Origin of the sequence: Salinibacterium sp. NK8237 (assembly GCF_015864955.1) — a bacterium.
Taxonomy (GTDB): Bacteria; Actinomycetota; Actinomycetes; order Actinomycetales; family Microbacteriaceae; genus Rhodoglobus.
The window spans coordinates 149,070-174,759 of record NZ_JADYWE010000003.1 but is presented as its reverse complement, the minus strand read 5'-3'; the positions used below and the strand labels follow the sequence as shown (position 1 = coordinate 174,759).

The window sequence follows — 25,690 nt, the reverse complement described above, 5'->3', positions numbered from 1 at the left end:
GAACTCGAAACGGACGCGCCGCGATGCTAGTTCAGCACGAGGCGAGTCAGCACCGATGTGAGAACCCACACCGAGAGAAAAGTGACTATAAGCGCGGCCAGCACCCAGAGGAACCTCCGCAAATTTGCCGTCCTGACATCGTGGTGAATGCCCACGAACGCATGCGTGAGCTTGCGCGCTTTCTGCGCCGCCTGGTGGGGCTGCGGCCACGTTGATCCCGCTTCTGCCGCGCTTGAGATCGTGGCGACTTCGTCTCCCGTGAAAATCGCAACCACATTAACAAGCCACTGTTCGAGTTGCATCGAGCTCAGCACCCGAACGTCGGCGGGTGCGGCAAGCATCGACAACTTCACCGGCTCAACGACAACGAGAACCGGAATAACGTCAACTTCTTTACCGAGCGCGACGGCGAGCGCGGCAGCAACAATGCGCGCGGATTCTCGCGCCCGGACGATGGCGTCACTCAGCGATTTCGCCACAACCAGCTCATCGCCGTTGACGGCGACATCGTCGCCTTGGCAGTTGACAACAGTGATCGCGAAAATGCCCGCACGCCCGACGGCAAAATGATCAAGCGAGGTCTCCCCCACCGGAACTCCGTGGAGAACGTCCCAGGCGTGCCCTAGACGATCGAGGATTGAACCAACCAATAGTTCCCCGACAGCGCCGCGATACTGAGCGCGGCTTTCGGCAGAGAGCGGCGATACTCCGATAAACCGCGCGATTGCGCTTCGCGGCGCGCGACGTGATTGAGCCTCGACGACAGCGGCCATGGCCGACTGTCCGGCGATCCGGCCGCGAAGATCGTTATTCTGCGGCACGCAGACCTCCAGCTCTCACATGCACCTGATTGCATGCGGAAATACGTTGGGCCGGAGGCTCCCCCGCCTCCGGCCCGACTCGTGGCGAAGAATCGCTCCCGAGTGAAGGTTCCTCCCCCGAGGAATAACTTCTAGATACATACTGCCGAACCTGTGAATCTGCCGAAACCCCCACTATTGGGCATACCCGAGTGGGGGTCAACTACTCAGACCACCCTCTATGACGGTTCGGGAATACCTTCCGGAAGCCCCTCGGCCGCGACAATGGCTAGGCGTTGAGTTGGCCGCGTCATGGCGACATACAGTGCCGCAGCACCGCGAGAAATCTCTTTGACGATGCGTTGTGGCTCGACCACAATTACCGAATCAAACTCGAGCCCCTTCGACTCGCGCGGCGTCAGCACCGCGATGGGCTTGTTGAGCCCAGCAGCACCCTCGCCGACCTCGCCGACGAATGACTGCTGCAGAGCATCCACGATCGTGCTCGTGAGGGAGTCACTGACGATCACAGCAATAGTGCCGTCGCTCGAAATCGCACGGTCGGCCGTCACCACATCGCTCACACTCGAACCGAGTTGTTTCGGCGTTGTGATCGTGACGGCGACCGGCCACTGACTCTTTCTGACCGCACGCGAAGGAGTGATCGATACGTTGTGAGCTACTGCAACTGCTTCGGCAACCGCAACGATCTGTGAGGGTGTGCGGTAGTTGACAGTGAGTTCCTCAAGACGCCAGTGGTCGCCGATCTCAGCCGACAACGCAGTGCCCCAACTTGAGGCAGCCGCTGCAGCACTCGCCTGAGCAATGTCTCCGACAATCGTGAACGACTTCAAGGGATTGCGACGTGCCAGCAGTTTCCACTGCATTGGCGACAGTTCCTGAGCCTCGTCAACCACAATGTGCCCATAGGTCCACGACCGGTCGGCGGAAGCCAGTTCCGCCGTTGTCGACCGTTCAACGCTCGCTTCGAAACCCTCGGCCAAAGTCTCGGCATCGATCATCCCGTCAACACCCATATTGCGGATCGCTGCCGTTGCGTTCTCCACGTCGCGTTTACGTTGCTGCTTGCGCTCGTGTTCCGCTGCGGTCTGGGCCAGATCTACTTCACCAAGCAACTCAGCAGCTTCGTCGAGCAGGGCAACATCGCTGATCGTGAACGGCACGTCCCGCTCGCGACGCAGCAACTCGCGCTGCTCAGGCGTCCAGTGGGGCGTGAGGCTCTTCAACCAGCCAGGTCGGGCATAGAGGTCGTTAATAAGTTTCTGGGGCGTCAGCGGCATCCACGCGGTGTTGAGCGCAACCTTGACATCGTGAGCAGTGCGAATGTCTTCGCGCAACCACTTCTGGTCAGCGTCGTCGATCGTGTTGCCATGGGAGCGCAACTGATCAGCAAGCAAGCGACTGATGCCCGCGATCGCCGCCTTATTGAAGATCACCCGGGCAAGGTTGTGTGGTTTGTGAGAGTCCCAGGCTTTCTGCATGGCTGACTTCAGGAGGTCGGCAGGAACATCCAAGATCTCCCCGTTGATCTCCATGCGCTGAGTTTCAGTCGGCACGACGCGACGCGAACGAACCGCGCGCTTGATGAGCGCCGCCATTTCGAGCGAGCCCTTGAGCCGCGCCACTGCCGCGTCATCATCATGGCGCGCATCGGCTCCCGGATAGAGCTGCCCCAGGCTAGCCAAGACAACACCCGTCTCACCGAGCGAAGGCAGCACCGCTTCGATATAGCGCAAGAACGACCGCGATGGCCCCACAATGAGAACTCCGGATGACGAGAGCCGTTCTCGGTGGGAGTACAACAAGAAAGCGGCGCGGTGCAACGCGACCGCCGTTTTTCCTGTGCCTGGACCGCCCTGCACGACGAGCGCGCCACGTAGCTCGGAGCGGATGATCGCATCCTGCTCGGCCTGAATGGTCGCGACAATATCGCCCATGCGGCCGGTGCGCTCTGCCGTGAGACTCGCCATGAGGGCTGCTTCGCCCTGAAGCGATGCTGCATCGGTTTCAAGGAGCTCGGCGTCGAAGATCTCATCGTCGATGCGCACGATGTCGCGACCCTTGCTCTGCAAGTGCCGGCGAGCGCGGGCACCCAACGGCGTCGCGGCAGTTGCTTGGTAGAAGGCTCGAGCTTGGGGAACACGCCAGTCGAGCAGTAGCGAGCGCTGATCTTCATCGCGCAATCCGATTCGGCCGATGTACCGGACGGGGCGCTCAACAGCGTTGTCGCTTTCAGCGTCGGTCTCGGACTCCACCTCAAGCTCAAGACGTCCGAAAGCAAGCCGCTCATCGATCTCGCGCAACTGACCGATCCGGTCTTCGTAGATGCGAGCGAAAGCGTCACGCTCTGACCGGTTTTGATGGGTGCCACCTGGCGCACTCCGGCGCACCGCTTCGAGCTGTTCTTGAGCGGCTCCCCGCAGGGCGTCTAGTCGTCGGTAGAGGCCATGGACATAGTCCCGCTCACGTTCAAGCTCACTCGATGACATCAGCTGTCCTCTCCAAATTGCGACCTCCAATCGTACGCGCTTTTTGACTATGAATTCGCCGCTTAACTCTTGCGCTCAGCGAAACTCAGTGGCAATCTAAAAGCAGTTAAAACTCATCGCCCTCTAGGTCGCAGGCAGTGCCGCACCAGCGGGCGATGAGTCTGTTAAGGGACAAAGACCGAGCAGATCACCCCCAAAGGGAGGCTGCAGCAGAGAGCATTCCTGCCCCTACGATGGTCGGATGCTCCGCTCTATCGACTACTCCGGGTTGATCTATCCCGTGAACCCGCACGATGTCGCGGAGTTCAGGACCACTCACCGCGGACTATTCGGCTATTCGCAGGCACACCTTCTGGGCAGAGTGCTGATGGTGAGCTTCATCATCGTCGCGTTCATCGCCTTCGCTGGCGTACCGTTCGCGTTGATCGTCGCGCACGACTTTCGTAACGTCGTGCAAACCGGCAACATTGCCCCGGTCATACCCATGCTTATCGTCGCTGGCCTCGTCGTGGCCGTTGCCGCGGGCGCGCTCTATACCGTGGTGCGGGCGTGGCGAAAAGACGGCGGTCCGTGGCAGCGGTTCTACCGCATGAACAAGTTCGCCACGGATAACGATCTGGCTTATTCGCCGAAGGACAACACGATCGAGTATCCCGGGTTGATCTTCGCCGAGGGCGGGAATCGGTCGATTCGTGATCGGTTCCGAAGCGTTGTCGGCCGCGCGCTCGACTATGGAAATTACCGGTACACCACCGGCTCCGGAAAGAACCGTCGTACCTACGACTGGGGTTTCTTGGCATTCGAACTCGACCGTGCCCTGCCCCACATGGTTCTGGATGCCACTCGCAATAACCAATTCTTTGGCATGAGCAACCTTCCCCAAACCTTCGCAAAGAATCAGGTCCTCAAGCTCGAGGGTGATTTCAATTCGCATTTCACCCTCTACTGCCCCCACGAATACGAGCGCGATGCGCTCTACATTTTCACGCCCGACCTGATGGCGCTGCTGATCGACAATGCGGGAGCGTACGACGTGGAAGTCGTCGACAAGTGGCTGCTGGTGTATTCCCCGAAACCATTTGACCTTGTTGATCCGGCCCAGCACCGCCGTCTTCTCGGTATCGCTGACACCGTTGGCACAAAAACGGTGCGGCAGTCACGTCGCTATGCCGATGAAACAATCGGCGATTACAGCGTGAACCTAGTGGCTCCCCGCGGTCAACGTCTCAAGGCTGGCATCCCTGCAACCACCCTCGTGATGGTCGCGCTCTTCGCGGCAGTGTGGGGCATCCCTTTTGTGCTCCGGATGTTCAACTAGGGTTTTGGTGCTCGCGATTCAGCAAATCGATACGAGCGTTACGGTCGCGGCGCACCAGTGAGCGCATGGCGTGCTTCGACGATTGCGCCGAGCAAGACCGCCTCATCCGCTATCGCGCCGATTCGATCACGCCCCGTAATGATGCGCTGACGCGCAAACGCGAGCCGCGTTGCTTCTTGGATGTAGACCTTCATCGTGTCGCGCTTGTTGTTCCGCGAAGCCCATGCCAGCGCCTGTCGACGCCCCTGTGACGTCGCAAGCACCGCTACCTCATCCTGATTGAACCAGCCAGCGTTCGCATATTCTGTGAGCCTCTCGAATGTCATGCGCTCCTCTTGACGGCGCAGATACACCACGATGACGACGGCGATGATGAAGAGCGGCACTTGGACGATCGCGTAGTAGCCGAAGAAATCATTCACAAAAAAGAGTGCGCCGTTCCAGAGAGCGTGCAATGCGATGGCCAGGCCAAGCCCCGCAGCAAAGATTCCGACGCTTCGAGTATTGCTCTTCGAGCGCACTGCGAATCCTAAGGCGATGCCGGTACAGGCTGTGAACATCACGTGCGCGAACGGTGACATGAGGCCGCGAATGAGGAACAGTTGCAGGATGCCTGTGCTGTTGTCTCCCACGTTCAGGAGTTCGGAACCGAAATAGAGAATGTTTTCGGTGAAGGCGAATCCGCCAGCGATCCACGCTGCGTAAACGAGGCCATCGACCGGGCCATCGAAGTGGCGCCGGGCAACCCAGAAGATCACCAGGATTCCGAGCGCTTTTCCGGCTTCCTCGACGACAGGCGCTTGGATGGCGGCCGAGAAGAACTCGTAGCCGGGCCCTGGGCCTCCCAGAGAATTGATGACGTTGTCGATTTCGGCCCCGACAATGAGCGCGAGCAATACGGCAACGCCGGCACCCCAGAGGAAGGCAAACGCTACGGCGAGCCGAGGCTCTGGTTCCCAACGGTCGATCCACCGCACGGCAAAAAAGACCACCGCGAGAGGGACGAGGGCCAAAATTCCACCGAGTGCGAAAGCGTCGGTTCCGATGCCCGAGATCACGTAGACAACGACGAAAAGAAGAACGAAAGAGAGGGCGATGACTCCCAGAATTCCTAGGATCAGCAGGCCTGGCCCCCGAGGCTGAGGCACATGCGGCGGCAAGCGGTGTTGGCGTGCCTGATCGGCGATCTCGGCGGAGGCCGCCGTCGGGTGTGGTGCTGATCGTCCAGAAGATGCGGTGAAATCGGGAGTCGCAGAAGCAGAATGGCTCTCGGTCATGTCAACGAGACTAACGTGCGGGCAACACCTCCCCGCGCCAGAACTACTCGGCTTCTTGCTGCTCGCGCAGAATACTGAGGGCACGAGTGACGCGATCGCCGAGCCCCGCGACGCGCTTCTTTGACGAGCGCTCGGCCTCCACGATCAAACTCATGAGCTCGCCGCGGTAGACGTCCTGAGTCGAACGAACCGATAGGCCAAGCGCAAGGGACGCGCGTGCTGCTGATACGCCAATATTGATGCTCACGCTAAACGCGATGATTGTGAATCCAAGAACCCAGGATGGCTGCGTGCCCTGCGCCAGCTGGACTGCTGCGGTGACGATGAGGGCAACCGAAAGCAGCGGTGCGATAAGCCGATGTGGTGTGCGCAGGCTCAGACGCAGTACCGCAGCAAGCTTCGTGTTATCCGTAATCCGGTCGTTGTGCAGTGCGGCGTCGATTGCAGCGACACGGGCGCGAAACTCATCCATCTGGTCCTGGTGAATCCGCAATCCCGTCGTCTCAATGAGTTCGTCACGCACGAGTCGATAGCTATCAGCCGGAGGACGAACCACCACGACCGCAATAATCGCGACGATCGCTACAGCCACAACGACGGTGCTGAGCGCAACGAGGGTTGCCGCTGGCGCTTGGGCAGGCTCAGCGAAGAAGAGTCGAGTGCTCCAGTCGGCAGCGATTGCCATCACAACGATGCCGACAGCGGCGACCGGCACGGTCCACGCCACGGGGTGCAGGCGAAGTCGCGTGCGAACTCCGCGTGCAAGCCGGAGGTGGTCGAAGCGCGCAGTGCCGTAGTCAGCGAGTTGTGCCGAGAAGGCGACAAGCCAGAGTGCCGCCAGAACGGTGAGTAGTGTCCACGAAGATTCCACGGTGCGACTGTACTCGTTACTGTCGCCGACGGAGTGATCGAGCACGGGTGGCGTGGAGGAAATAGACCGTAACGATGTCTGATTTCCGCTGGTCACGCCCCAACCGGGGTGACAGAGTTAAGCCATGTCCTCCCCCACGTTCAGCTTCGATGAGCAATACCGCGCCCTCTGTTCGCGGGATGCTCGCTTCGACGGTCAATTCATCGCTGGCGTGCACTCCACGGGAATCTACTGCCGCCCCAGCTGCCCTGCTGTGGCGCCAAAACCTCGCAATGTGCGCTTCTATCGCACCGCTGCCGCCGCCCACGAAGCGGGCCTACGCGCCTGCAAACGCTGCCAGCCGGATGCCGTTCCCGGCTCGCCCGAATGGAATCTCAACGATGATCTCGCCTCGCGCGCCATGCGACTCATCGCCGACGGTGTTGTCGAACGCGACGGCGTAGAAGGGCTATCGACACGCCTCGGCTACACCAGCCGCCACCTCACACGCGTACTCTCCGCCGAACTCGGCGCCGGTCCGCTCGCACTCGCCCGCGCTCACCGCGCCCAAGCCGCCCGCACCTTGCTCGCCGCGACAGAGCTCAGTATTTCTGACGTTGCGTTCGCTGCCGGGTTTTCCAGCATCCGTCAGTTCAACGACACCATTCAAGCGGTGTACGAAACCACACCGAGCCAACTTCGCGCCCTTGCCCGCCGCGGCGCTGCAGCCCATCCCCACGGTGGCGTCGAACGACCGTCAGCGCTCACGCTTCGTTTGCCCACTCGCGCCCCATTTGACGGCGCCGGGCTCATGACGTTCTTCGCCAACCACGCCGTTGCCGGCATCGAGACTGCTACCGACACCAGCCTTGAGCGCGCCATCCGGCTGCCGGGAGGCATCGCTCGAGTGCGACTTGAACTCAGCGACCACGGCATCCTCTGCACAGCCCAATTGGCCAGAATTTCGGATGTCGCCCCACTCGTCGCCCGCGTGCGTCGTCTCTTCGACCTCGACGCTGACTCGCACGCGATCGATCGCGCGCTGAGCAGCGATCCGGCGCTGGCTGACTCCGTGGCACGCGTTCCCGGAATGCGCCTCCCCGGCAGCGTCGACACCGAAGAGACTCTCTTTCGCACGCTCATCGGCCAGCAGATTTCCGTGGCTGCCGCCCGCACGGTGCATGCCCGCGTCGTGAAAGAACTGGGCAGCGACGGGCTGTTTCCCTCCGCAGCCGTGCTCGCGGCATCCGGAGCACAGGTTCTGCGGGGTCCGGCCACGCGCGTTGCGAGCATCCTCGGGGTCGCCGAAGCCATCGCCTCGGGAGACCTCGAGTTGGATGTCTCGACCCCTGTCGACGAATTCACAGCAAGCTTGATGGCGATGCCCGGAATCGGCCCGTGGACCGCCGGCTACATGGCGATGCGCGTGCTCGGCAACTCCGACATCATGCTCAGCAGCGACCTCGTTGTTCGCCAAGGTGCTGGGGAGTTGGGGCTGCCCGATACCGCGAAGGCTCTCACTGCTTACTCGAGCCGCTGGGCGCCGTGGCGAAGCTACGCGTGCATGCACTTGTGGCGATCGAGGCCCGTACAGGTGGAGCGAAAGGCAACGTCACCGTAGGCTGGGGTCATGAACGCCAGACTCTTCATCCTCGGTTTCGGTATCGCTGTCGGATACGTTGTTGGCGCCCGCGCCGGCCGTGAACGTTACGACCAAATGAAGGGCAAAGCCACCCAGGTGTGGGAGAGCCCTCGAGTGTCGAGCGCGCGCACTTCGGTCGAAGAATATGCCCGCACTCAGGCCCCGATCGTGCGTGACAAAGCAACCGCCGTTGCCAAAGCGACGCCGGGTTTTGTGAGCGAAAAGGCGAAGGATGTCGCCGAGAACACTCGCGAATTTGCTGAGCACACGCGCGACACCGCCAAAGATCTCGCGGAGAACGCAAAGAAGTCAGCCAAGGAGCTCGCGGAGAACGCGAAAGAGTCAGCGAAAGAGCTAGCCGACAACGCGAAGGAATCCGCCAAGGGACTCGCCGATCGTGCATCGAGCACCGCACGCGGTGCCGTCGGTCGCGTCACGGAAACCGCTGACGACGTTCGCGAGAACGCCAATAAGGAACTAGCAGAGCTTCGCGAACGCGGCGAAGAAGCCATCGACCGCGCTTTTATTACCGCGGGTAAAGCACGGGATGAAGCCCTCGCGCCTCTTGATGACGAAGACGATGAGGACTACGACGAACCGGCCGCTCAGAAGTAAAGCCACACACACCGTTCTCAGTTGTCGCTCAGGAGCGACCTGACCACACAAAGACGCCCCAGCCTCTCTCGAGAAGCTAGGGCGTCTTTCTGGTTGAGGGTGTGGTTACTTCTCTTCTTCCAGCCACGGTAGCGAGATCGCTGCCGTCATCGGCGAAGTTCCACTGAGACGCTCGGGCGTGAGAACACGCTTCACGTCTTCTTCCTTCATGAGCCCCGACGACACAACAAGCTGCGCAATCGACGCGTTTGTCGTGAGCGCCGTATGCGCGAGATTTGCTGCCGCTGCGTAGCCGATGTAGGGCGTCAGCGCTGTCACGACGCCTACGCTCGTCTCGACCTGCGCCGCGAGTCGCTCTTCATTGGCGGTAATGCCATCGATGCAGTTTTCTCTCAGCGTGCGGCACGCGTTGGTCATCCACATCACTGATTGCAAGATCGAGTGAGCGATCACCGGTTCGAAGGCGTTGAGCTGCAATTGGCCAGCCTCCGCAGCCGCTGTGACCGTGGCATCCGCCCCAATAACGCTGAAGGCAACCTGGTTGACGACTTCAGGGATAACCGGGTTGACCTTGCCGGGCATGATCGACGAACCGGCCTGCTTAGCGGGCAAGTTGATCTCGCCAAAACCTGCCTGTGGGCCGCTCGACAGCAACCGAAGGTCGTTACAAATCTTGGAAAGCTTGACGGCAGATCGCTTGAGCACACTGCTGAGGGTCATGAAGATTCCGACGTCGCTCGTGGCCTCGATGAGGTCGAACGCGGTCTTCATCTCAATGCCTGTGGCCTCGGTGAGGTGGCGGCGCACAGCCTCGGCGTAGCGAGAGTCGGCGGTGATACCGGTGCCGATCGCGGTTGCGCCCATGTTGATCTCGCTCATGAACGGCAAGACCTCGGTGAGGCGCTCGTAGTCTTCTTCGAGGGTGTGCGAGAACCCTGTGAATTCTTGCCCTAGGGTCATCGGCACGGCGTCTTGCATTTGCGTGCGGCCGATTTTGAGGATGTTGACGAACTCGCGTCCCTTGGCACCGAACGACTGCGAGAGCAATTCGTGCTCCACGAGCAGCCGCCGCACCGAGAACACCATCGCGAGTTTGATCGCCGTGGGGTACACGTCGTTCGTGCTCTGGCTGCGGTTGACGTCATCAATCGGATGCAGGTACGAGTACTCGCCCTTATTGTGTCCCAGGATTTCCAGAGCACGGTTCGCGATCACTTCGTTCGCGTTCATGTTGGTCGATGTGCCAGCACCGCCCTGAATTACTCCGACGCAGAACTCTGCGTGCAGAGCCCCATCAAGAATCTCTTGGCAGGCCTGATCGATTGCGTGCGCCTTGCGCGAATCGAGAACGCCCAGCTCAGCGTTGGCGCGTGCTGCTGCCTGCTTGATATGAGCGAGCGCGCGGACAAGATCGGGGTAAACGGAGATAGCGCGACGCGTGATCGGAAAGTTTTGCATCGCGCGTAACGTGTGCACTCCCCAATATGCATCAACGGGGACCTCAAGCGAGCCGAGTGAATCGGATTCGATACGGGTGGCGGTGTTTTGCACAGAGGTGTTGCTCAACTCTTTTTCTCATCTCCATTGATTTTTGGCGCGACACACAAGCGTTGTGATCACGCCTCAAGTGTACGCTCGCGACCAGTCGCGCTGGAGGAGAAAGCCGTGGCCAGAAAGCCACTTCTTAACGTGCGGCTATTCCTTGATAGCGTCACGCAAGAGCGCCGAAAGAGCCTGCAACTGGATGTTGGCTTCGGCTACCACTGCCTCATCAGATCCGTCGAGCGCACGGGCGGCAAGGCCGGCCTTGCTGTCGATGAGTTCTGCGATGCGAGCATCAATCGTGTGCGCGGCGATGATGCGCCAGGCAGTGACCGGAAGCTCTTGGCCGATGCGGTGCACGCGGTCGATTGCCTGCGTCTGCTCGGCGTTGGTCCAGCTCAATTCGGCAAGCACCACGTTGGATGCAGCCTGCAGGTTGAGCCCAACACCAGCAGCGGTGAGCGACGCAACCACGATCGCGACATCCGGATCATTGGCAAAGGAATCAATAGCGTTCTGACGCGCCTTGGCACTCTGATCGCCACGGATGGAGACAGCCTTGAGGCCGACCTTGGCGAAGTGAGCTTCTGCGGTGTCCATGACGTCGATGTGCTTGGCGAAGAAGACGACCTTGCCCACGGAGCGAGCGAGCTGCGCCGTGTAGTCGGCGGCCAGCGTTGCCTTGGCCTGACCAATGCGCCGTACCATCGTGAAGACGTTCTCGCCGGTGGTTGCACTCTTCGACTCTTCGAGTTCGGCGTGAGCAACAACCCGAATGAGGTCTTCGATAGCAACGTCGGGCTTGAGCTTGCGCACTCGAGTGAAACGGTCGACAAGGCGAGCCGTGAGGGCTTGCTCTGCTGCCCGAATCGAGCGGCCCAGGTCGTCATCGAGCTCCACAGGAATATCGGCGATACGGCGGGCGGGGATGTCGGCAGCGACGTCAACCTTCTTGCGACGCACGATTCCCATATCGATGACGGCGCGGCGCGCTTCGGAGAAGAACCCGGGATCGGCTGGCGTGAGATCGGAGTCTTCGAGCTTCGACATGAGCGGCGCGAGCGGCTTGGTGCCGTCGATCCAGCCGAGGAACTGCCAGATAGCGCGGAAGTCTTCGATCGAGTTGATCAGGGGGGTTCCGGTCAGCGCCATGAGAAGCGCTTTCGGGTAGGTGGCGCGGATGCTTTGCGACAGGCTGAGAACGTGCTTGGAGCGTTCAGATTTGAGGTTCTTAATGAAGTGGGCTTCGTCGACGACCATGCCCTTGAATCCGAAACGGCCGAGCCAGCCGACGTGGCGGTCGAGAACTTCGTAGTTGACGATCACGACGTCGCTGAACGCGTCTACCGTGTCGCCATCACCGTGCACAACGGTCGCGCTGCGACCCGGAGTCCAGAGTTCAACTTCACGTTCCCAGTTGGTTTTGACGACGTTCGGCACTACGACTAGCAGCGGGTACGAGTTAGAGGCTTCCGCCGCCATCAGCGCCTGCGCTGTCTTGCCGAGTCCTGGCTCATCGGCGAGCAAGAAGGTGCGGTGACCCTGCTTGACGACCTCGACGAATCGCGCCTGGTGACGCATGAGTTCAAGATTTCCGCGAGTGCGCAGCGATGCGGCCTCTGGCAACTCCATTGATGCCGCTCCGCCGCCGGAGCCGTGCTCAAACGCACGAAAGAGTGGATCAATGAGTTCCCAGTTAGCGAGACGATTGCTGTGTTCCTTCTGCGGAGCAATCGCGCTGAAATCGGGAGCCAAGAACGGGTTTGCCATCTGCATCTGACGAACGGATGCCGGAACAACCTGCTTTTCGACCTGCTTGTCAACGGGCTTAGGTTCTTCGGAAATAATCAGTTCATCGGGGCTCAGCTCGACGCCGGCGTCGAGGAGCAAGTCGCGGCGCAGCGCCTTCGCTGCGGGAGTGATGGGTGCTGACTCCCCCAACATCGAAAGCAGGCTCGTGTCTCGAGCGGCGGTCTTAGCAAGAATGCCGGCGAGGCCATCGAGGCGCTTTTGTTCATTCGCACGCTCAGAGTCAGTGAGGGTCGCATCCGTCTTTACGCGAGCACGTTCTTCGCGCAGCAGAAGAGCCGCAACTTGGAAGCGGGCACGGTTGGCTGGCTTGAGGGGTCCCTTCTGCACAGCCGTTTCGACCTCGCGCGCGGCGCGGGCCAATACAGGGATCACACCGGTGTCATCACCGGGACGAGCACGACGGCGCTGGGCGCCTCCCGCTTGGCGCTGACCCGAATTTTTGGGTCGCTTATTGCGCTGTGAGGAATCGGACTTTGACGAGGTGGTCAATTATTCTCCTGGCGCTAGGGCGAGCGGCTCAGTCGCGGGTACGAGGATTCATAGCCGTTGAACGAATAGACGTTGCCACGATAGGGACTTCAATAGAGTGACAACATCCACTCAAAGGAGCCAGACCCAACTGCGATGCGATTGGTGGTCTCAAGGGATGCGTGAATCAGTCTACGCAGAAAATCGCCGGAGTGCGCTATCCGAGCGAATTAACCTCGACTTGTGGGGTCTGTGACCCGAGCCCCAACGCCGACGGCGATGAACACGAGGGCTGCGGTGTAGTGCAAACCTTGGAAAAGTTGGACGTCTGCAATCTCAATCGGAACGATCGGATTCCAGACGATGGCAATCGGAATGAGCCCGATGGCCCACCACCACTGGCGAACCTGCCAGACAAGGACAACGCAGATGAGCGCGAGGATGCTCACCACGTAGCGCACGATCGTGAAGATCTCGGTTCCGATCACGCCTGCACCAACCAGCAGCACGAGTACGGCGAGGATTGCGGCGGGCAACGCTACGCGGCGGGGACGATTCGGATACGTTGCACTCACTCGTTTGAATATACCCGCCTCACGATGCGCGAGTTCGCCGCTCCGGAACCGCTAGACCCCGCCGCCTCCACCGCCGCCACCGCCGCCACCAGACGAACCGCCTCCGCCGGAACCGCCGCTGGAGCTGCTTGACGCGCTTCCGGAGTAGGAGCTAGCGATCGACGATGACACTGTCGAAATGCTCGATGCGAAGACTGCCGCGTTGAACGCTCCCGAGCCTGAATACCACTCGGGAGATTCGTCGTCGTAGTACTTGCCCAACTCGGTCAGCCATTCTTTCTCGAGACCGAAAATGACCGCGTAGGGAAGAAGCTTTTCGTACACTTTCAGAACATCGGCAGCGCCGGTGTCCTCGTTGTGTTCCCGAAGGGCGCCCGCCGGACTCTGCAACATGCGCAATCGATCAGCCTCAGCCAATCGGATATAGAGCTCAAGCCCCGCGAGATGATCCCGTAACTCCGCCCCCTCCGGGGTGAGCGGCGAGCGAAACAGCAAGAACACGCACGCGAAGGCAACCCCCATCGCGAACACGATGACGACGAACGGGAAAGCTGACCCGTACGAGCCCGAGATCAGCACTGCACCCAGAACGATAGAGGTCAGGGCCGCGAGCGCCGCCACCAGAAGCGGAAGGTAACGATTGGCCGGCACCTTTCGTCGATACCCCGCAGCGATCAGCCCAGAATTCTGTTTCTGCACAATTGTGTAGAGCGCACGGCTGAGCTTGGAGTCCGCTGTTTTCAGTTCCCGAATCGCTCCGTGGTGCAGGGAATTGCCGAAAAGTGCCCGCAGGATTTCTAGCTCGTAGCCCTCGACCCTCGTGGGATCAACGAGTTCAAGCCGGTACTCGGTTCGTGTGCGGAAAGCCCCCTTCGACTCCCGCTCAAGCACACGCAAGGTACCGCGCACAGCAAAGTCCAGAATCTGAGCGGCGACCACTCGCGTGCGCTTATTGATCACGAGAGCGGCGGTAGCGACCGAAACTCCCTTCGGCGGCGCATACTCAGCAATGATCGTCGGACGCCCAGCAGCATCCGCAAGTTGTGTACGTCGCAGACGGATCGCCCAGACGAGGGCACCCAGCGCAGCGAGAAAGCCGACCGACTGCCCGTATCCCGCCGGGGAGGCCAAATAGGAACTGTCACGCTCGACGAACGTGCCAGGCTCAAAGCCAAACGCGACCGTGACATTCTGGCCGCGCTGCAGCAATCCATGCGCGGCGACGTACGTATCGGCATCGGAGGCAGCGATTTCACACTGTTGCGTGGATCGCGCGATGCCCCAATAACAATCGGGCTCAGCCACCAGAGCGTCGCTGAGCCCCTCGCCTAAATGAATCGTGGCCTCAACCGAGCCGAAGGGCTGATTCCACCCGGTGCCGTTGGTGTCCCAATAGAATTCGTCGGCGTTAGTGTCGGGGGCGAATGCTGTAACGTTCGACTGCTCGTAGCTAAAAATGTACGTCTGCGGCCCCTCAACGAACGAGGCTGCGGCGCTGGTGACAAGCGTGAACTCGTCATCATTCTCTACGTCGAACGGTCGTGCGGCGCCCGTCTCATCCGTCACGGAAATATCGTGCACCTCGACGGGAACTCCCTTGTAGTAATTGGGGATTGCCCGGAGCATGCCACGGTTTTGATCGGCCGGAAAAATAGCGACGAACGTTTCTACCGTGCGTAGCGTCGACCGGCCGTCAGCATCCCGATCAAGAAAGAACTCTGCATCGTAACTATCGAAGACAAAGTCATCGAGACCCGCGTGAACCACGCTGGTGACCGCGTCGCTGACATTACTGCTGACGATCGGATGCTCGGCAGCCGTCGCGGTGAGAGGTGCTGCGCCCAGCGCCAGCGCCACCGCTAGCGCCGCCACAAGCCGCGCGCCGAAACCCACGCCACGCCCCACGTTCACGTGCACTCGAGCGTGTTGCTTGCCTCTGGTTGTCATCGCGTCTCCGTTTCCTTCACCCTCGCGGGAAAACACGCACCGCCCAGCGCTCGCTAGAGTCGAGGTATGAAGAGTGCTTTGGCTGTCGAACATCTGCAAGAACTCGTTCGAATTCCCACCATTTCTCGGGAGGATGCCTCCACTACTGAATGGCATGAGTTCGACCGTTTCGCCCAGACGTTGCGCAAACTGTATCCACTGTGCCACAGCCGGCTCGAGCGTGAAACGGTGCTGGACCATTCCCTCATTTTCCGCTGGCGCGGCCGTGCATCGACCGAACCCGCTGTGCTCATGGGGCACTACGACGTCGTCGCGGCCACCAACGAGGGCTGGAAGCGTCCTCCCTTTGCTGCTGAGCTCAGCGGCAAAGACGATGAGCAGCTGATGTGGGGTCGTGGCACGCTCGACGACAAGGGTTCTGTTGTCGCCATCCTCGAGGCTGTCGAGACACAACTCGAAGCTGGACTGGTTCCGGCCCAAGACATTTATCTGTGCTTCGGTCACGATGAGGAAACTCACGGCACCGGTGCAGCCGCCATTGTTGATCTTCTCGAAAGTCGCGGCGTGCGGCCCACTCTCGTTCTTGACGAAGGCGGTGCCATTGTCGATGACGTCTTTGAACAGGTGGACTCGCCGATGGCAGTCGTCGGAGTTGCTGAGAAGGGCACCGCAGCTCTTCGCCTGACGGTCGACCAATCCGGCGGTCATGCTTCTACCCCGCCGAAGTTTCCCGCAGCGGTGCGTCTTGCTCAGGCAATTGTTCGTCTCAACTCTCGACCGTTTCCCTCGCAACTGACCCCTACGGGCGCCGACCTGATGCGCTTGCTTGGCGAGCATGCTGGCGGCGTCACCGGCTACTTGCTGCGCAATGTGTCCTGGACGAAAACCCTGCTGCTGCCTATCCTCGTGCGCAAGAGTGACGAGCTCGCTGCCATGATGCGCACGACGCAAGCGGTCACCATTCTCGAGGGCGGTCACGCCGTCAATGCCATGCCTGAACGTGTCAGTGCCGTCATCAATGTGCGTATCGCGGTGAATTCGAGTCTCGACGAGACGGTCAAGCATGTGACGCGCGCGATCAACGACAAGCGCGTTCGGGTAACGGTCGACTCCCCCGGTGAGCCATCGCCAGTGTCGGCCACGACGGGCCTCGCTTGGGAGTTGCTGCGCTCAACAATTGAGAAAAGCTTCCCGGGAACTCTGGTTACTCCCTACGTGCAAAACGGCGCCACTGATAGTCGGCACTTCACCCGCATCAGCACCGGTGTGTACCGCTTCACCCCGTTCGCGATGGCGCGCGAGGTGCGCGACACTTTGCACGCCCGCAATGAACGGATGCTCGTGAGCAGCTACCTCGACGGTATTGCGTTTTATCGAGCCCTCATCGCTTCTCTCTAGACGACGACGGTCGCGACGGCGTTAATCTGCGGCAACACGAGGAAGCGCCAAGGGAAGGGTGTCTGTGTCGACAACTTCTTGTGCAATCCAGGTTCCCAGCTCTGCCGGCCGATCGGTGACAATGCCATCGACGCCGAGGGCTACGGCATCCGACCACGTGTCTGAATCGTTGAGGGTATAAATCAATATGCCGAGACCGGCATCATGAACGCGGTGCACAAGGTCAGGGTCTTGGGTGATGGCTTTTTCGCTCGTCACGAGCGCGACTGCGCCTGATGCCGCCGCGAGTTCAGCGGGGTCGCCCACAATGTTGCGGACGATGAGCATCCCCGGGAGTTCAGGACTGACGCGCTGCACCGCCTGCAGCGTCACGATGTCGAAACTTCCGATGATGACATGGTTGTTCACACCGTTGCGGGCAATCAGGTCGGCGACGAGTGCAACCTGATCGTCGGTCCACGACCCTTTGAGTTCCAAAATCGCGTTCTTGGTCGACCAACGGAGCACGCCCAAGAACTGCTCAAGAGTAGGCACGGTGGCTCCCGCAAATTCCTCGCCGAACCATGAACCAGCGTCGAGAGCGGAAAGCTCCTCGTAGGTGTATTGCCACACCGGGCCGGTGCCGTCGGTCGTGCGATCGACGGTCCAGTCGTGCATGAGCACGGGAACGCCATCGGCCGTCAGCTGAACATCCGTTTCGACGTAGTCAGCCGCACTGTCGAGTGCGAGGCTCAAGGCTTCGATGGTGTTCTCGGGTGCCACTGACACGTCGCCGCGATGGCCCGCAATGAACGCGGCCTCCCCTGGCGCTTTGAGCGACGTAAAAACTCCGGCCGCATGCACTCGGATCACATTCGCGTTCAAGACGAGTGCGAGGGTGATTGCGGTGACTATCGTGGCCGCTAGCGCCGCTCTCCATGCTCGAAGGTGATGTTTCGGGTATGCCGGGTGGTGCGATGTCGCCATTGACTCGCCATCCTCGTGTCGGGTTGCCGCACGTTCGCGGTGACCCCACTATAGCGAGCCTGTTACCAATTCGTTACCTTCTGCGCGAATTACTTGAGGCGTGTCTCAATAGCCGCCCGGAGCGGAATCGAAGGCACAGCACCGTGGTTCTCTACCGAAATGGATGCCGCAGCGCCAGCAAAGCGCAGAGCATCATCCATCATCATTCCTTCGACGACACCCGCGGCGAAGGCACCACAGAACGTGTCGCCAGCGCCCGTAGCGTCTACGGCCGTGACCCGGTGAGCGGGAACGACGACCGGCTCAGAGCCGACGCGGTGAAGAGCAGCGCCCTTCGAGCCCAGAGTGACAATGACGGTGGAGACGAGGCTCAAGAGACGCTCGCCCACTCCTTCGAGCTCGGCAGAGAGATCGTTATCGCGCGCAAGTTCAGCAGCTTCGTGTTCATTGACGATCAGGATGTCGAGGTTATCCAACAGTTCTTTGGGCAGCGCCTGAATTGGTGCTGCATTCAGAATCACGCGCGTGCCAACCGCACGAGCGATGCGAGCAGACTCGATCACGGTAGCCAGTGGGATCTCCAGCTGCATCATGAGGGCGGATGCTGCGCTGATCGCGGCAGAGTCTTCACTCGTGAGGTTGGCAACATCATTGTTGGCACCGGCCTCAACGATGATCGTGTTCTCGCCGGTCGGATCGACGGCGATGAGCGCCGTGCCCGTTGGCTTGTCTGTGGTCTTGAGGTGGGAAACATCAATCGAATCGGCCGCGAGTCCGTTGCGCACCATGTCACCGAAACCATCGTCTCCGACAGCACCGATGAACGTGGTTGCTACTCCCGCGCGCGCCGCGGCGACTGCCTGGTTTTGACCCTTGCCGCCGAGCGCGGTGTTGAGCCCTTGAGAGAGGACAGTCTCTCCCGGAGACGGAATCCGTTCTACCCGAAAGACCTGATCAATGTTTGCGCTACCGACGACGACGATTCCTGACATTAGTCAAAAGTAGCGCATTCCCGGTGCGAGCGGCGCACTTTATTCGGCAGACTCGGCTTCGGCCGCGGCCACAATCCGGTTGACCATGCCGCTAAAGATCACGCCGTGGAACGGCAAAATTGCCGCCCAGTACAGTCGCCCACCCAGCCCACTCGGAAAGAACACGGCACGTTGGCGATACAGCGCGCCCTGGTCACCGCGATCCTCAACAGTGAGTTCGAGCCACGCCCGCCCGGGAAGTTTCATCTCGGCACGCAACCGCAAGCTGTGCCCGCGGTCGATGCTTTCCACGCGCCAAAAGTCGAGAGCATCGCCCGTATTCAACATGCTCGGATGCCGCCGGCCACGACGCAGGCCGACCCCGCCAACCAGCTTGTCGAGCCAGCCGCGCAGAGCCCACGCCAGCGGGAAGGAATACCACCCGTTCTCGCCACCGATTCCCTCGACGACACCCCACAAGGCATCCGCCGAGGCGGGCGTTTCACGTTCCCGAAGGTCGGTGTAGACCGTGTGCCCTGTCCACTCCGGGTCACTGGGAATCGGATCGCTCGGCGCGCCAACAACGGTGGCATCCTGCCAGCTCGTCTCGACTTCGCCGTCGCCCATCTTCACAAGAGCCAAACGAACCGATGCCCGGTATCCCGTGAGGCCACCCTCAGGATCCGGAATGAAATCCGACACCGATGTATCGCGCACGACACAGTCGAACTGCAGTGACTCAATGATCGGCACTGCGAGCAAACGCGGGATGGGGGTCACTAGGTTGACCCACTGCGAAGCGAGCCACGGGGTCAGCACGGGCAACGACGCGATGGGGCGCTGGTGAAGGCCAGCCTCGAGAGCGTAGCCATTCATCATTTGGCCGTAACGCAGCACATCCGGGCCGCCGATGTCGAAACTGCGATTGAGCTCTGAGGGCAGTTCGAGGGCAGAGACGAGGTAGTAAAGCACGTCGCGCACGGCGATCGGCTGAATAAAGTTGCGCACCCATTTCGGCGCAGGCATATAGGGAAGCACCTCGGTGAGGTGGCGGATCATTTCGAACGATGCCGACCCTGAACCGATCACCACGCCGGCGTTGAACGCGATCGTGGGCACGCCAGATTCCAGCAGGATGTTGCCAACTTCGGCACGACTGCGCAAGTGACGGCTGAGTTCAGAGATATCCCCGGCCGGGTGCAAGCCACCGAGATAGACGATGCGCGAGACGCCCGCCTTTTTCGCTGCCTTCGCCACATTGGTCGCAGAAAGCTTCTCGGTCTTTTCGAAGTCCCCAGCGGCGCCCATCGCGTGCACCAGGTAGTAGAGCGCATCGATGTCGACCATGGCATCCGTGAGCGTGCTCGCGTCGGTGAGATCTCCCTCAACGACATCAACATCGTCACGCCACGGAACGTCGTGAAGTTTGCGGGGATTGCGTACGAGAACTCGCACTGTGTGACCCGCTTCGATCAGCCGAGGGACGAGTCGGCCACCCAAATATCCTGTTGCTCCAGTTACAAGAACGCGCATGCGGTAAGCCTAGGCAGCGCGACTGGGAAGCAGCGCACAAACGCCTTGATACTCGCTGCTGAACCGCTACTTGCGGGCGCGCCGGCCTACCGGGCGCCGAGACTTCATGCGGCGCCACATCAGAAACCAGAAGCCAGCGCCCAAGGCAAGCAAGCTGAAGAAGATAGTCCACGAGATCCACGTGTAGTCCGGTCGAGCCCCATACACGCTCGCCTGCAACTCCGCTTGAGACAGAGTGGGGGCAACGGTGGTATCGACCTCGCCGATTGTGCCGCTAGACGCCGAACCCGACGACGAATCTGTTCCCGAGCCAGCCTCGGCGGTTTCGCTTGCTGTCGGCGTTGGTGTGGGCGTTGGCGTTGCGGACGACGCCGGTGTCTCGCTTGACTCCTCAGAAGGCTCAGGGTCGGCAGTGGGCGCTGCCACTGCAGTCGAGGCATCCGGACCCGTGTGGCCAGGATAGGTTGCGAAAACCTGCACTCCCCACGTCGTGCCGCCGCTCGTATAGAACGCGATACCGATATCGGTGAACGCGCCCAGAATGTTCTCGCGGTGCCCCTTAGACGCCATCCAGCCATCGTGCATCGCCTGCGCGGTGCGGTAACCCTGCGCCACATTCTCGCCAGCAGACCGCCACCCGGTCGGAATCTGCGCCGAGTAGTCGGGGTTGTGCGACATGTTGTTGCTCGCCGCCATCTTCTTGGCCCATGCCAAAGCGACCGCGTCCATCTCAGCATTGCGGATGAGACCAAGCTGGCCGTCATCCCACCGCGCTTCATTCACGAGACTATAAATCGTGTCTGCCTCAGCCGCAGAAGCAGGGCTCGCCGCGGAGACAGGGACAAGAAGTATCGCCAGCAGAAAGGCAAAGGCGGCGCTGACAATACGAGACGGAGTGTGGCGTGAAAAAATCATTACTCAGCAAGTATCCGTAGATACGAGCGCAGAGCAACCCCCACGCCACACCTCTCGGCTAAATCAGAGACTTCGTGTGCCAGACCGTCTTTGTTTCGGTCCACTGAACGATGCGTTCGACGGACGGTGCGGGAACTCCCACGACCGGGCCAAGAACGCGCTTGAGCGTGTCGGCAGCCGAGATCTGAAGGTCAACCCACTCGAGCTGTTCTGCTCCAGCGAGGTCGAGACCATTGACATCCGCATGACTCGCAAGCCACGGCGCGATCTCTGCTGGTGAACCCGTGAGGATATTGACGACGCCCCCGGGAACGTCACTCGTCGCGAGAACCTCAGAGAGGCTTATCGCGCTGAGCGGAGCGTTCTGGTGAGCAACCACGACAACCGTGTTGCCGCTGACCAGAGCCGGAGCAATGACGCTCACGAGCCCGAGCAGCGAAGACGAGTCCTGCGGAGCCACGATGGCAATGACGCCACTGGGCTCCGGGGTCGAGAGGTTGAAGTACGGACCAGAAACGGGGTTACCGTTACCGGCAACCTGCACGTACTTGTCTGCCCAGCCCGCATACCAAACCCACGCATCGATTGCCGTATCGAGCTGTGCGGTCGCTGCCGACTTCGAGAGCGATTCGGTAGCCATGAGCTCGTCGATGAACTGCTCGCGACGACCCTCCAACAGTTCTGCAATGCGGTACAGCACCTGGCCGCGGTTGTAGCCCGTGGCCCCCGACCAACCGCTGAAGGCTGCGCGGGCGGCGACTACGGCATCCCGAGCGTCCTTGCGGCTTGCCAGGGCTGCGTTCGCGAGGAAGGCGCCCTTCTTGGTTGCTACCTCGTAGGTGCGGCCGCTTTCACTGCGCGGAAACTTGCCACCGATATAGAGCTTGTAGGTCTTAGGAACCGTGAGACGGGTCATTTCTTGCCACCTTTCGTGACGGCGGGCGCGGCCCATCCAGCGGATTCTAAGTAGGAGGCCAGTCCGTGACGGCCACCCTCGCGGCCGTAGCCACTCTCCTTGTAGCCACCAAACGGCGACGCAGGATCGAAACGGTTGAACGTGTTGGCCCAGATGACGCCAGCGCGCAACTTGTCAGCCACAGCGAGGACTCGTGAGCCCTTCTCGCTCCAAATGCCCGCAGACAGCCCGTAGGGCGTGTTGTTGGCCTTAGCGATAGCTTCTGCGGGAGTGCGGAACGTGAGAACGCTCAGCACTGGTCCGAAAACTTCTTCACGAGCGATGCGACTCGAGGTCGATACGTTCGTGAAGATTGTGGGTGCAAACCAGAAACCGTTTTCGGGAATCGGGCAGTCGGCGGTCCAGCGCTCTGAACCTTCGGCTTCACCAATGTCGCTGAGTTCACGGATGCGGTCGAGCTGAGCCTTGGAGTTGATCGCACCGATGTCGGTGTTCTTGTCGAGCGGGTCCCCCATGCGCAGCGTGGACAGTCGCGCCTTGAGACGGTCGACGACCTCATCGTGAACATTCTCTTGAACCAGAAGGCGCGATCCTGCACAGCAGACGTGGCCCTGGTTGAAGAAGATGCCGTTGACGATTCCCTCGATGGCTTGGTCCATGGGGGCGTCATCGAAGACGATGTTCGCCGCCTTGCCACCGAGTTCGAGGGTGACTTTCTTGCCCGTGCCTGCGACCGACTTCGCGATTGCACGGCCAACACCGGTTGAGCCAGTGAAGGCGACCTTGTTGACGTCGGGGTGGTTGACGAGCGCGTGGCCCGTGTCGCCGGCGCCGGTGACGATGTTGACGACACCCTTGGGCAGGTCAGCCTGCTGCAGGATTTCGGCGAAGATCATGGCGCTCAGCGGAGTGGTCTCTGCCGGCTTGATCACGACGGTGTTTCCTGCCGCGAGCGCCGGAGCGATCTTCCACGCGAGCATGAGCAGCGGGAAGTTCCACGGGATTACCTGAGCGGCAACACCGAGCGACTGCGGGTTCGGGCCGAGACCCGCGTAGTCGAGCTTGTCAGCCCAACCGGCGTAGTAGAAGAACCAGGCAGCAACGAGAGGCACGTCAACGTCGCGGCTCTCCTTGATCGGCTTTCCGTTATCGAGGCTCTCGGCAACAGCAAGCTCGCGAGCCCGCTCCTGCACGAGGCGCGCAATGCGGAAGAGGTACTTGCCTCGGTCTGCACCCGACAGCTTCGACCACGTACGGTCGTAAGCCTTGCGGGCTGCAGCGACGGCGACATCCACATCAGCGCTGTTGGCATTGGAGATCGAGGCGATCTCCTTTTCGGTTGCCGGTGAGATCGTGCTGAACGCGTCGCCGCGACCATCCACAAATTCACCGTCGATGAAGAGACCGTAGTGCTTCTTCAAGTGCAGAACCGAAGTCGATTCGGGGGCGGGGGCGTAGTCGAGAAAGCTCGGGGCCTTCGCGGTTACCGCTTTGTCATTCTCTGTCATGGTGTGCCTTAGTCAATCGTGACGTAGTCGGGGCCGGAGTAGTGACCGGTGGTGAGTTTCTGACGCTGCATGAGCACGTCATTGAGAAGACTGGATGCTCCGAAGCGGAACAGGTGCGGCTGAAGCCATTCCTCGCCAACCGTTTCAGCAACCGTGACGAGGTATTTGATGGCATCCTTCGAGCTGCGGATGCCGCCGGCAGGCTTCACACCGATCTTCTCCCCGGTGAGCAGGTGCCAGTCGCGCACAACCTCGAGCATGAGCAGTGTGACGGGCAAAGTTGCGGCGGGCGCGACCTTACCGGTGGACGTCTTGATGAAGTCTCCCCCGGCCAGAATTGCCAGCCAGGATGCGCGGCGAACGTTGTCGTAGGTGTTGAGCTCGCCGGTCTCCAAGATCACCTTGAGGTGAGCGTAGGTACCGTTCTCGCGGCGGCAGGCTTCCTTGACCGCAACGATCTGGTCAAAGACAACTCCGTACTTGCCGGAGAGGAAGGCGCCACGGTCGATGACCATGTCGATTTCGTCTGCACCGTTAGCGACGGCTTCCTTCGTGTCCATGATCTTGATCGGCAACGATGAGCGTCCGCTCGGGAACGCGGTGGCGACGGCAGCAACGTTGATTCCGTTGTCTGAGCCGTTCGACCACGATGATCCGAGGGCTTCGGCCGCGTAAGGAACCATGTCGCCATACACGCAGACAGCAGCGACCTGAGGAGTCGAGGCATCCGAAGCATCCGGCAATACAGCCTTGGCGGCAAGAGAGCGAACCTTGCCAGGGGTATCTGCGCCTTCGAGGGTAGTGAGGTCGATGAGCTTGATGATGGTGTCGAGCGCCCAGGCCTTTGACGTGGTCTTGATTGAGCGAGTGCCGAGCGCTGCGGCACGCTGCTCAAGACCGACCGCGTCGACGCCCGGAAGCCCCTCGAGGTGAAGCTTGAGAGATTTCTCGGTCAGGTCTGCTCCGATGAGATTGACCGCGCGCTCAGCAGGAGCGAGCGCGATGGCCGATTCGATTGTCATGTAGTTTCCTCCAGAAGGGCGTGAGCGGTGGCCTCATCGGTGACGATGACGGAACACAGCCCACTCGTAACGACGGCGCGCGCGACGTCATGTTTAGCGTCGCCAGCGACGACAAAAATTGCGTGCTCAGCAGCACGGAGCTCATCAAGGCCGATACCGACGGTTCGTTCGTCGAGTGCCGAATCGACGATCTTGCCTGCGCTATCGATGTAGCGACCGACAACGTCGCCGACCGCTCCCTTAGCCACAAGTTCGTCAACATCACTCTCAGTGAGGTACCCGCTGTCGACGTGCACAGAACTAGCTCCGGCAACGCCAGCGCTATAGAGATACGCGGATGCCGAAGCACCCAACGCGCGAACATTTGCCACCGTGCGGTCACGTTCAATCGCACGCTTCGTTTCGACCTGCTCAAGAATCGCGGGGATCGGCAGCAGCATTGCTTGGCCGTGTCCCTTTTGCGCAATGGTCACGGCGGTCTGCTCTGCAGTGCCCTGCTTGCTATTGAGGCTCACTCCACCATTGATCTGCACCACTTGAACGCCAATGGTCCAGCCGTCAGCGAGCAAACGAGCGACCTCGTCGAGGGTGCGACCCCAGCTCACGCCGAGGGTACGGGGAATGGGACGGACCGCAGCGAGGTAATCGGCGGCGGCTTGCGCCACCCGCGGGCTCACTTCTTCGTCATCGGCCGGAAGCGGAACAACAACGGCATCTTTGAGACCGAAACGGTCGCGCAGTTGACGTTCGACATCCAGCCTGCGGGCACGAGGGTGCACGATCTCAATGCGAACAATGCCGGCTTCGCGAGCGCGAGTGAGCAAGCGGCCCACTTTCCAGCGAGTTATTCCGAGGAGGGCTCCGACTTCATCTTGCGTTTTGTTCTCTTCGTAATAGAGCTCGGCAACGCGCACGGCCAAGAGTTCGGTTGATTCATCCACTGCTGCCTCCTGCTTCAACGATAGAGTCACAGGCACCGACCTGCAACATATGCGGGGGCGCTTGCTCAGATGAGCAGGCAGACACCGCCTTGAGTGCGCACACGAGCAGCCAACACCCTGAAGCTGAACACCACACGAACGTCCACAGGTGCACGATGACCACC

General features: G+C 60.7%; 20 protein-coding genes. 4 read left to right on the top strand and 16 right to left on the bottom strand.

Annotated features, from left to right (window positions below; translation table 11 throughout):
- Positions 1-26: 26 nt before the first annotated feature.
- Positions 27-821, bottom strand: coding sequence for a nuclease-related domain-containing protein (locus tag I6E56_RS14325; RefSeq protein ID WP_307842876.1), 795 nt, complete (start codon positions 819-821; stop codon positions 27-29).
- Positions 822-1,039: 218 nt separating this feature from the next.
- A complete protein-coding gene (locus I6E56_RS14320; RefSeq protein ID WP_197139197.1) occupies positions 1,040-3,310 on the bottom strand; it encodes a UvrD-helicase domain-containing protein in 2,271 nt (756 codons plus the stop codon).
- 241 nt (positions 3,311-3,551) lie between these two features.
- Between I6E56_RS14320 and I6E56_RS14315 the strand changes: the two genes are divergently transcribed.
- On the top strand, positions 3,552-4,628 hold the full coding sequence (locus I6E56_RS14315; RefSeq protein ID WP_197139196.1) for a hypothetical protein: 1,077 nt from the start codon (positions 3,552-3,554) through the stop codon (positions 4,626-4,628).
- A gap of 38 nt (positions 4,629-4,666) precedes the next feature.
- Here I6E56_RS14315 and I6E56_RS14310 read toward each other — a convergent pair whose 3' ends face one another.
- Together I6E56_RS14310 and I6E56_RS14305 are read right to left on the bottom strand one after the other, a co-directional pair.
- Entirely contained in the window at positions 4,667-5,905 is a 1,239-nt protein-coding gene (locus I6E56_RS14310) for a PrsW family intramembrane metalloprotease (protein WP_197139195.1), read from the bottom strand.
- 43 nt (positions 5,906-5,948) lie between these two features.
- A complete protein-coding gene (locus I6E56_RS14305) occupies positions 5,949-6,776 on the bottom strand; it encodes a hypothetical protein (protein WP_197139194.1) in 828 nt (275 codons plus the stop codon).
- 124 nt (positions 6,777-6,900) lie between these two features.
- On the opposite strand from I6E56_RS14305, the gene I6E56_RS14300 reads away from it, so the two are divergent.
- Both I6E56_RS14300 and I6E56_RS14295 read left to right on the top strand, forming a co-directional pair.
- The gene (locus I6E56_RS14300; RefSeq protein ID WP_197139193.1) at positions 6,901-8,376 is read left to right on the top strand and encodes an AlkA N-terminal domain-containing protein; all 1,476 of its coding nucleotides are present in this window, start codon (positions 6,901-6,903) and stop codon (positions 8,374-8,376) included.
- 9 nt (positions 8,377-8,385) lie between these two features.
- A complete protein-coding gene (locus I6E56_RS14295) occupies positions 8,386-9,012 on the top strand; it encodes a protoporphyrinogen oxidase (protein ID WP_197139192.1) in 627 nt (208 codons plus the stop codon).
- Positions 9,013-9,117: 105 nt separating this feature from the next.
- Here I6E56_RS14295 and I6E56_RS14290 read toward each other — a convergent pair whose 3' ends face one another.
- The 4 genes from I6E56_RS14290 to I6E56_RS14275 all read right to left on the bottom strand — a co-directional run bounded on the left by I6E56_RS14290 (position 9,118) and on the right by I6E56_RS14275 (position 15,356).
- Positions 9,118-10,578: an aspartate ammonia-lyase gene (locus I6E56_RS14290; RefSeq protein ID WP_197139191.1), complete on the bottom strand. Its 1,461-nt coding sequence runs from the start codon at positions 10,576-10,578 to the stop codon at positions 9,118-9,120.
- 129 nt (positions 10,579-10,707) lie between these two features.
- On the bottom strand, positions 10,708-12,855 hold the full coding sequence (locus tag I6E56_RS14285; protein ID WP_197139190.1) for a DEAD/DEAH box helicase: 2,148 nt from the start codon (positions 12,853-12,855) through the stop codon (positions 10,708-10,710).
- Positions 12,856-13,064: 209 nt separating this feature from the next.
- On the bottom strand, positions 13,065-13,409 hold the full coding sequence (locus I6E56_RS14280) for a DUF6804 family protein (RefSeq protein WP_197139189.1): 345 nt from the start codon (positions 13,407-13,409) through the stop codon (positions 13,065-13,067).
- A gap of 51 nt (positions 13,410-13,460) precedes the next feature.
- Positions 13,461-15,356: a DUF2207 domain-containing protein gene (locus I6E56_RS14275; protein WP_197139188.1), complete on the bottom strand. Its 1,896-nt coding sequence runs from the start codon at positions 15,354-15,356 to the stop codon at positions 13,461-13,463.
- Between the two features lie 66 nt (positions 15,357-15,422).
- Between I6E56_RS14275 and I6E56_RS14270 the strand changes: the two genes are divergently transcribed.
- A complete protein-coding gene (locus tag I6E56_RS14270; protein WP_197139187.1) occupies positions 15,423-16,754 on the top strand; it encodes a M20/M25/M40 family metallo-hydrolase in 1,332 nt (443 codons plus the stop codon).
- A gap of 21 nt (positions 16,755-16,775) precedes the next feature.
- Here I6E56_RS14270 and I6E56_RS14265 read toward each other — a convergent pair whose 3' ends face one another.
- The 8 genes from I6E56_RS14265 to I6E56_RS14230 all read right to left on the bottom strand — a co-directional run bounded on the left by I6E56_RS14265 (position 16,776) and on the right by I6E56_RS14230 (position 25,526).
- Positions 16,776-17,720, bottom strand: coding sequence for a glycerophosphodiester phosphodiesterase family protein (locus tag I6E56_RS14265; RefSeq protein WP_197139186.1), 945 nt, complete (start codon positions 17,718-17,720; stop codon positions 16,776-16,778).
- A gap of 89 nt (positions 17,721-17,809) precedes the next feature.
- Complete coding sequence (locus I6E56_RS14260; RefSeq protein ID WP_197139185.1) at positions 17,810-18,712, bottom strand: ribokinase; 903 nt, start codon at positions 18,710-18,712, stop codon at positions 17,810-17,812.
- Positions 18,713-18,751: 39 nt separating this feature from the next.
- A complete protein-coding gene (locus I6E56_RS14255; RefSeq protein WP_197139184.1) occupies positions 18,752-20,224 on the bottom strand; it encodes an SDR family oxidoreductase in 1,473 nt (490 codons plus the stop codon).
- Between the two features lie 66 nt (positions 20,225-20,290).
- Entirely contained in the window at positions 20,291-21,139 is an 849-nt protein-coding gene (locus tag I6E56_RS14250; protein ID WP_197139183.1) for a CAP domain-containing protein, read from the bottom strand.
- Positions 21,140-21,197: 58 nt separating this feature from the next.
- A complete protein-coding gene (locus tag I6E56_RS14245; RefSeq protein ID WP_197139182.1) occupies positions 21,198-22,055 on the bottom strand; it encodes an aldehyde dehydrogenase family protein in 858 nt (285 codons plus the stop codon).
- Positions 22,052-23,563 carry an aldehyde dehydrogenase family protein gene (locus I6E56_RS14240; protein ID WP_197139181.1) on the bottom strand — a complete coding sequence of 504 codons (1,512 nt, stop codon included), beginning with the start codon at positions 23,561-23,563 and terminating at the stop codon, positions 22,052-22,054. The genes I6E56_RS14245 and I6E56_RS14240 overlap by 4 nt, the downstream gene beginning before the upstream one ends.
- Positions 23,564-23,571: 8 nt before the next feature.
- On the bottom strand, positions 23,572-24,585 hold the full coding sequence (deoC, locus tag I6E56_RS14235; protein ID WP_197108838.1) for a deoxyribose-phosphate aldolase: 1,014 nt from the start codon (positions 24,583-24,585) through the stop codon (positions 23,572-23,574).
- On the bottom strand, positions 24,582-25,526 hold the full coding sequence (locus I6E56_RS14230) for a sugar-binding transcriptional regulator (RefSeq protein WP_197139180.1): 945 nt from the start codon (positions 25,524-25,526) through the stop codon (positions 24,582-24,584). Before I6E56_RS14230 ends, deoC begins: the two co-directional genes overlap by 4 nt.
- Positions 25,527-25,690: the final 164 nt, after the last annotated feature.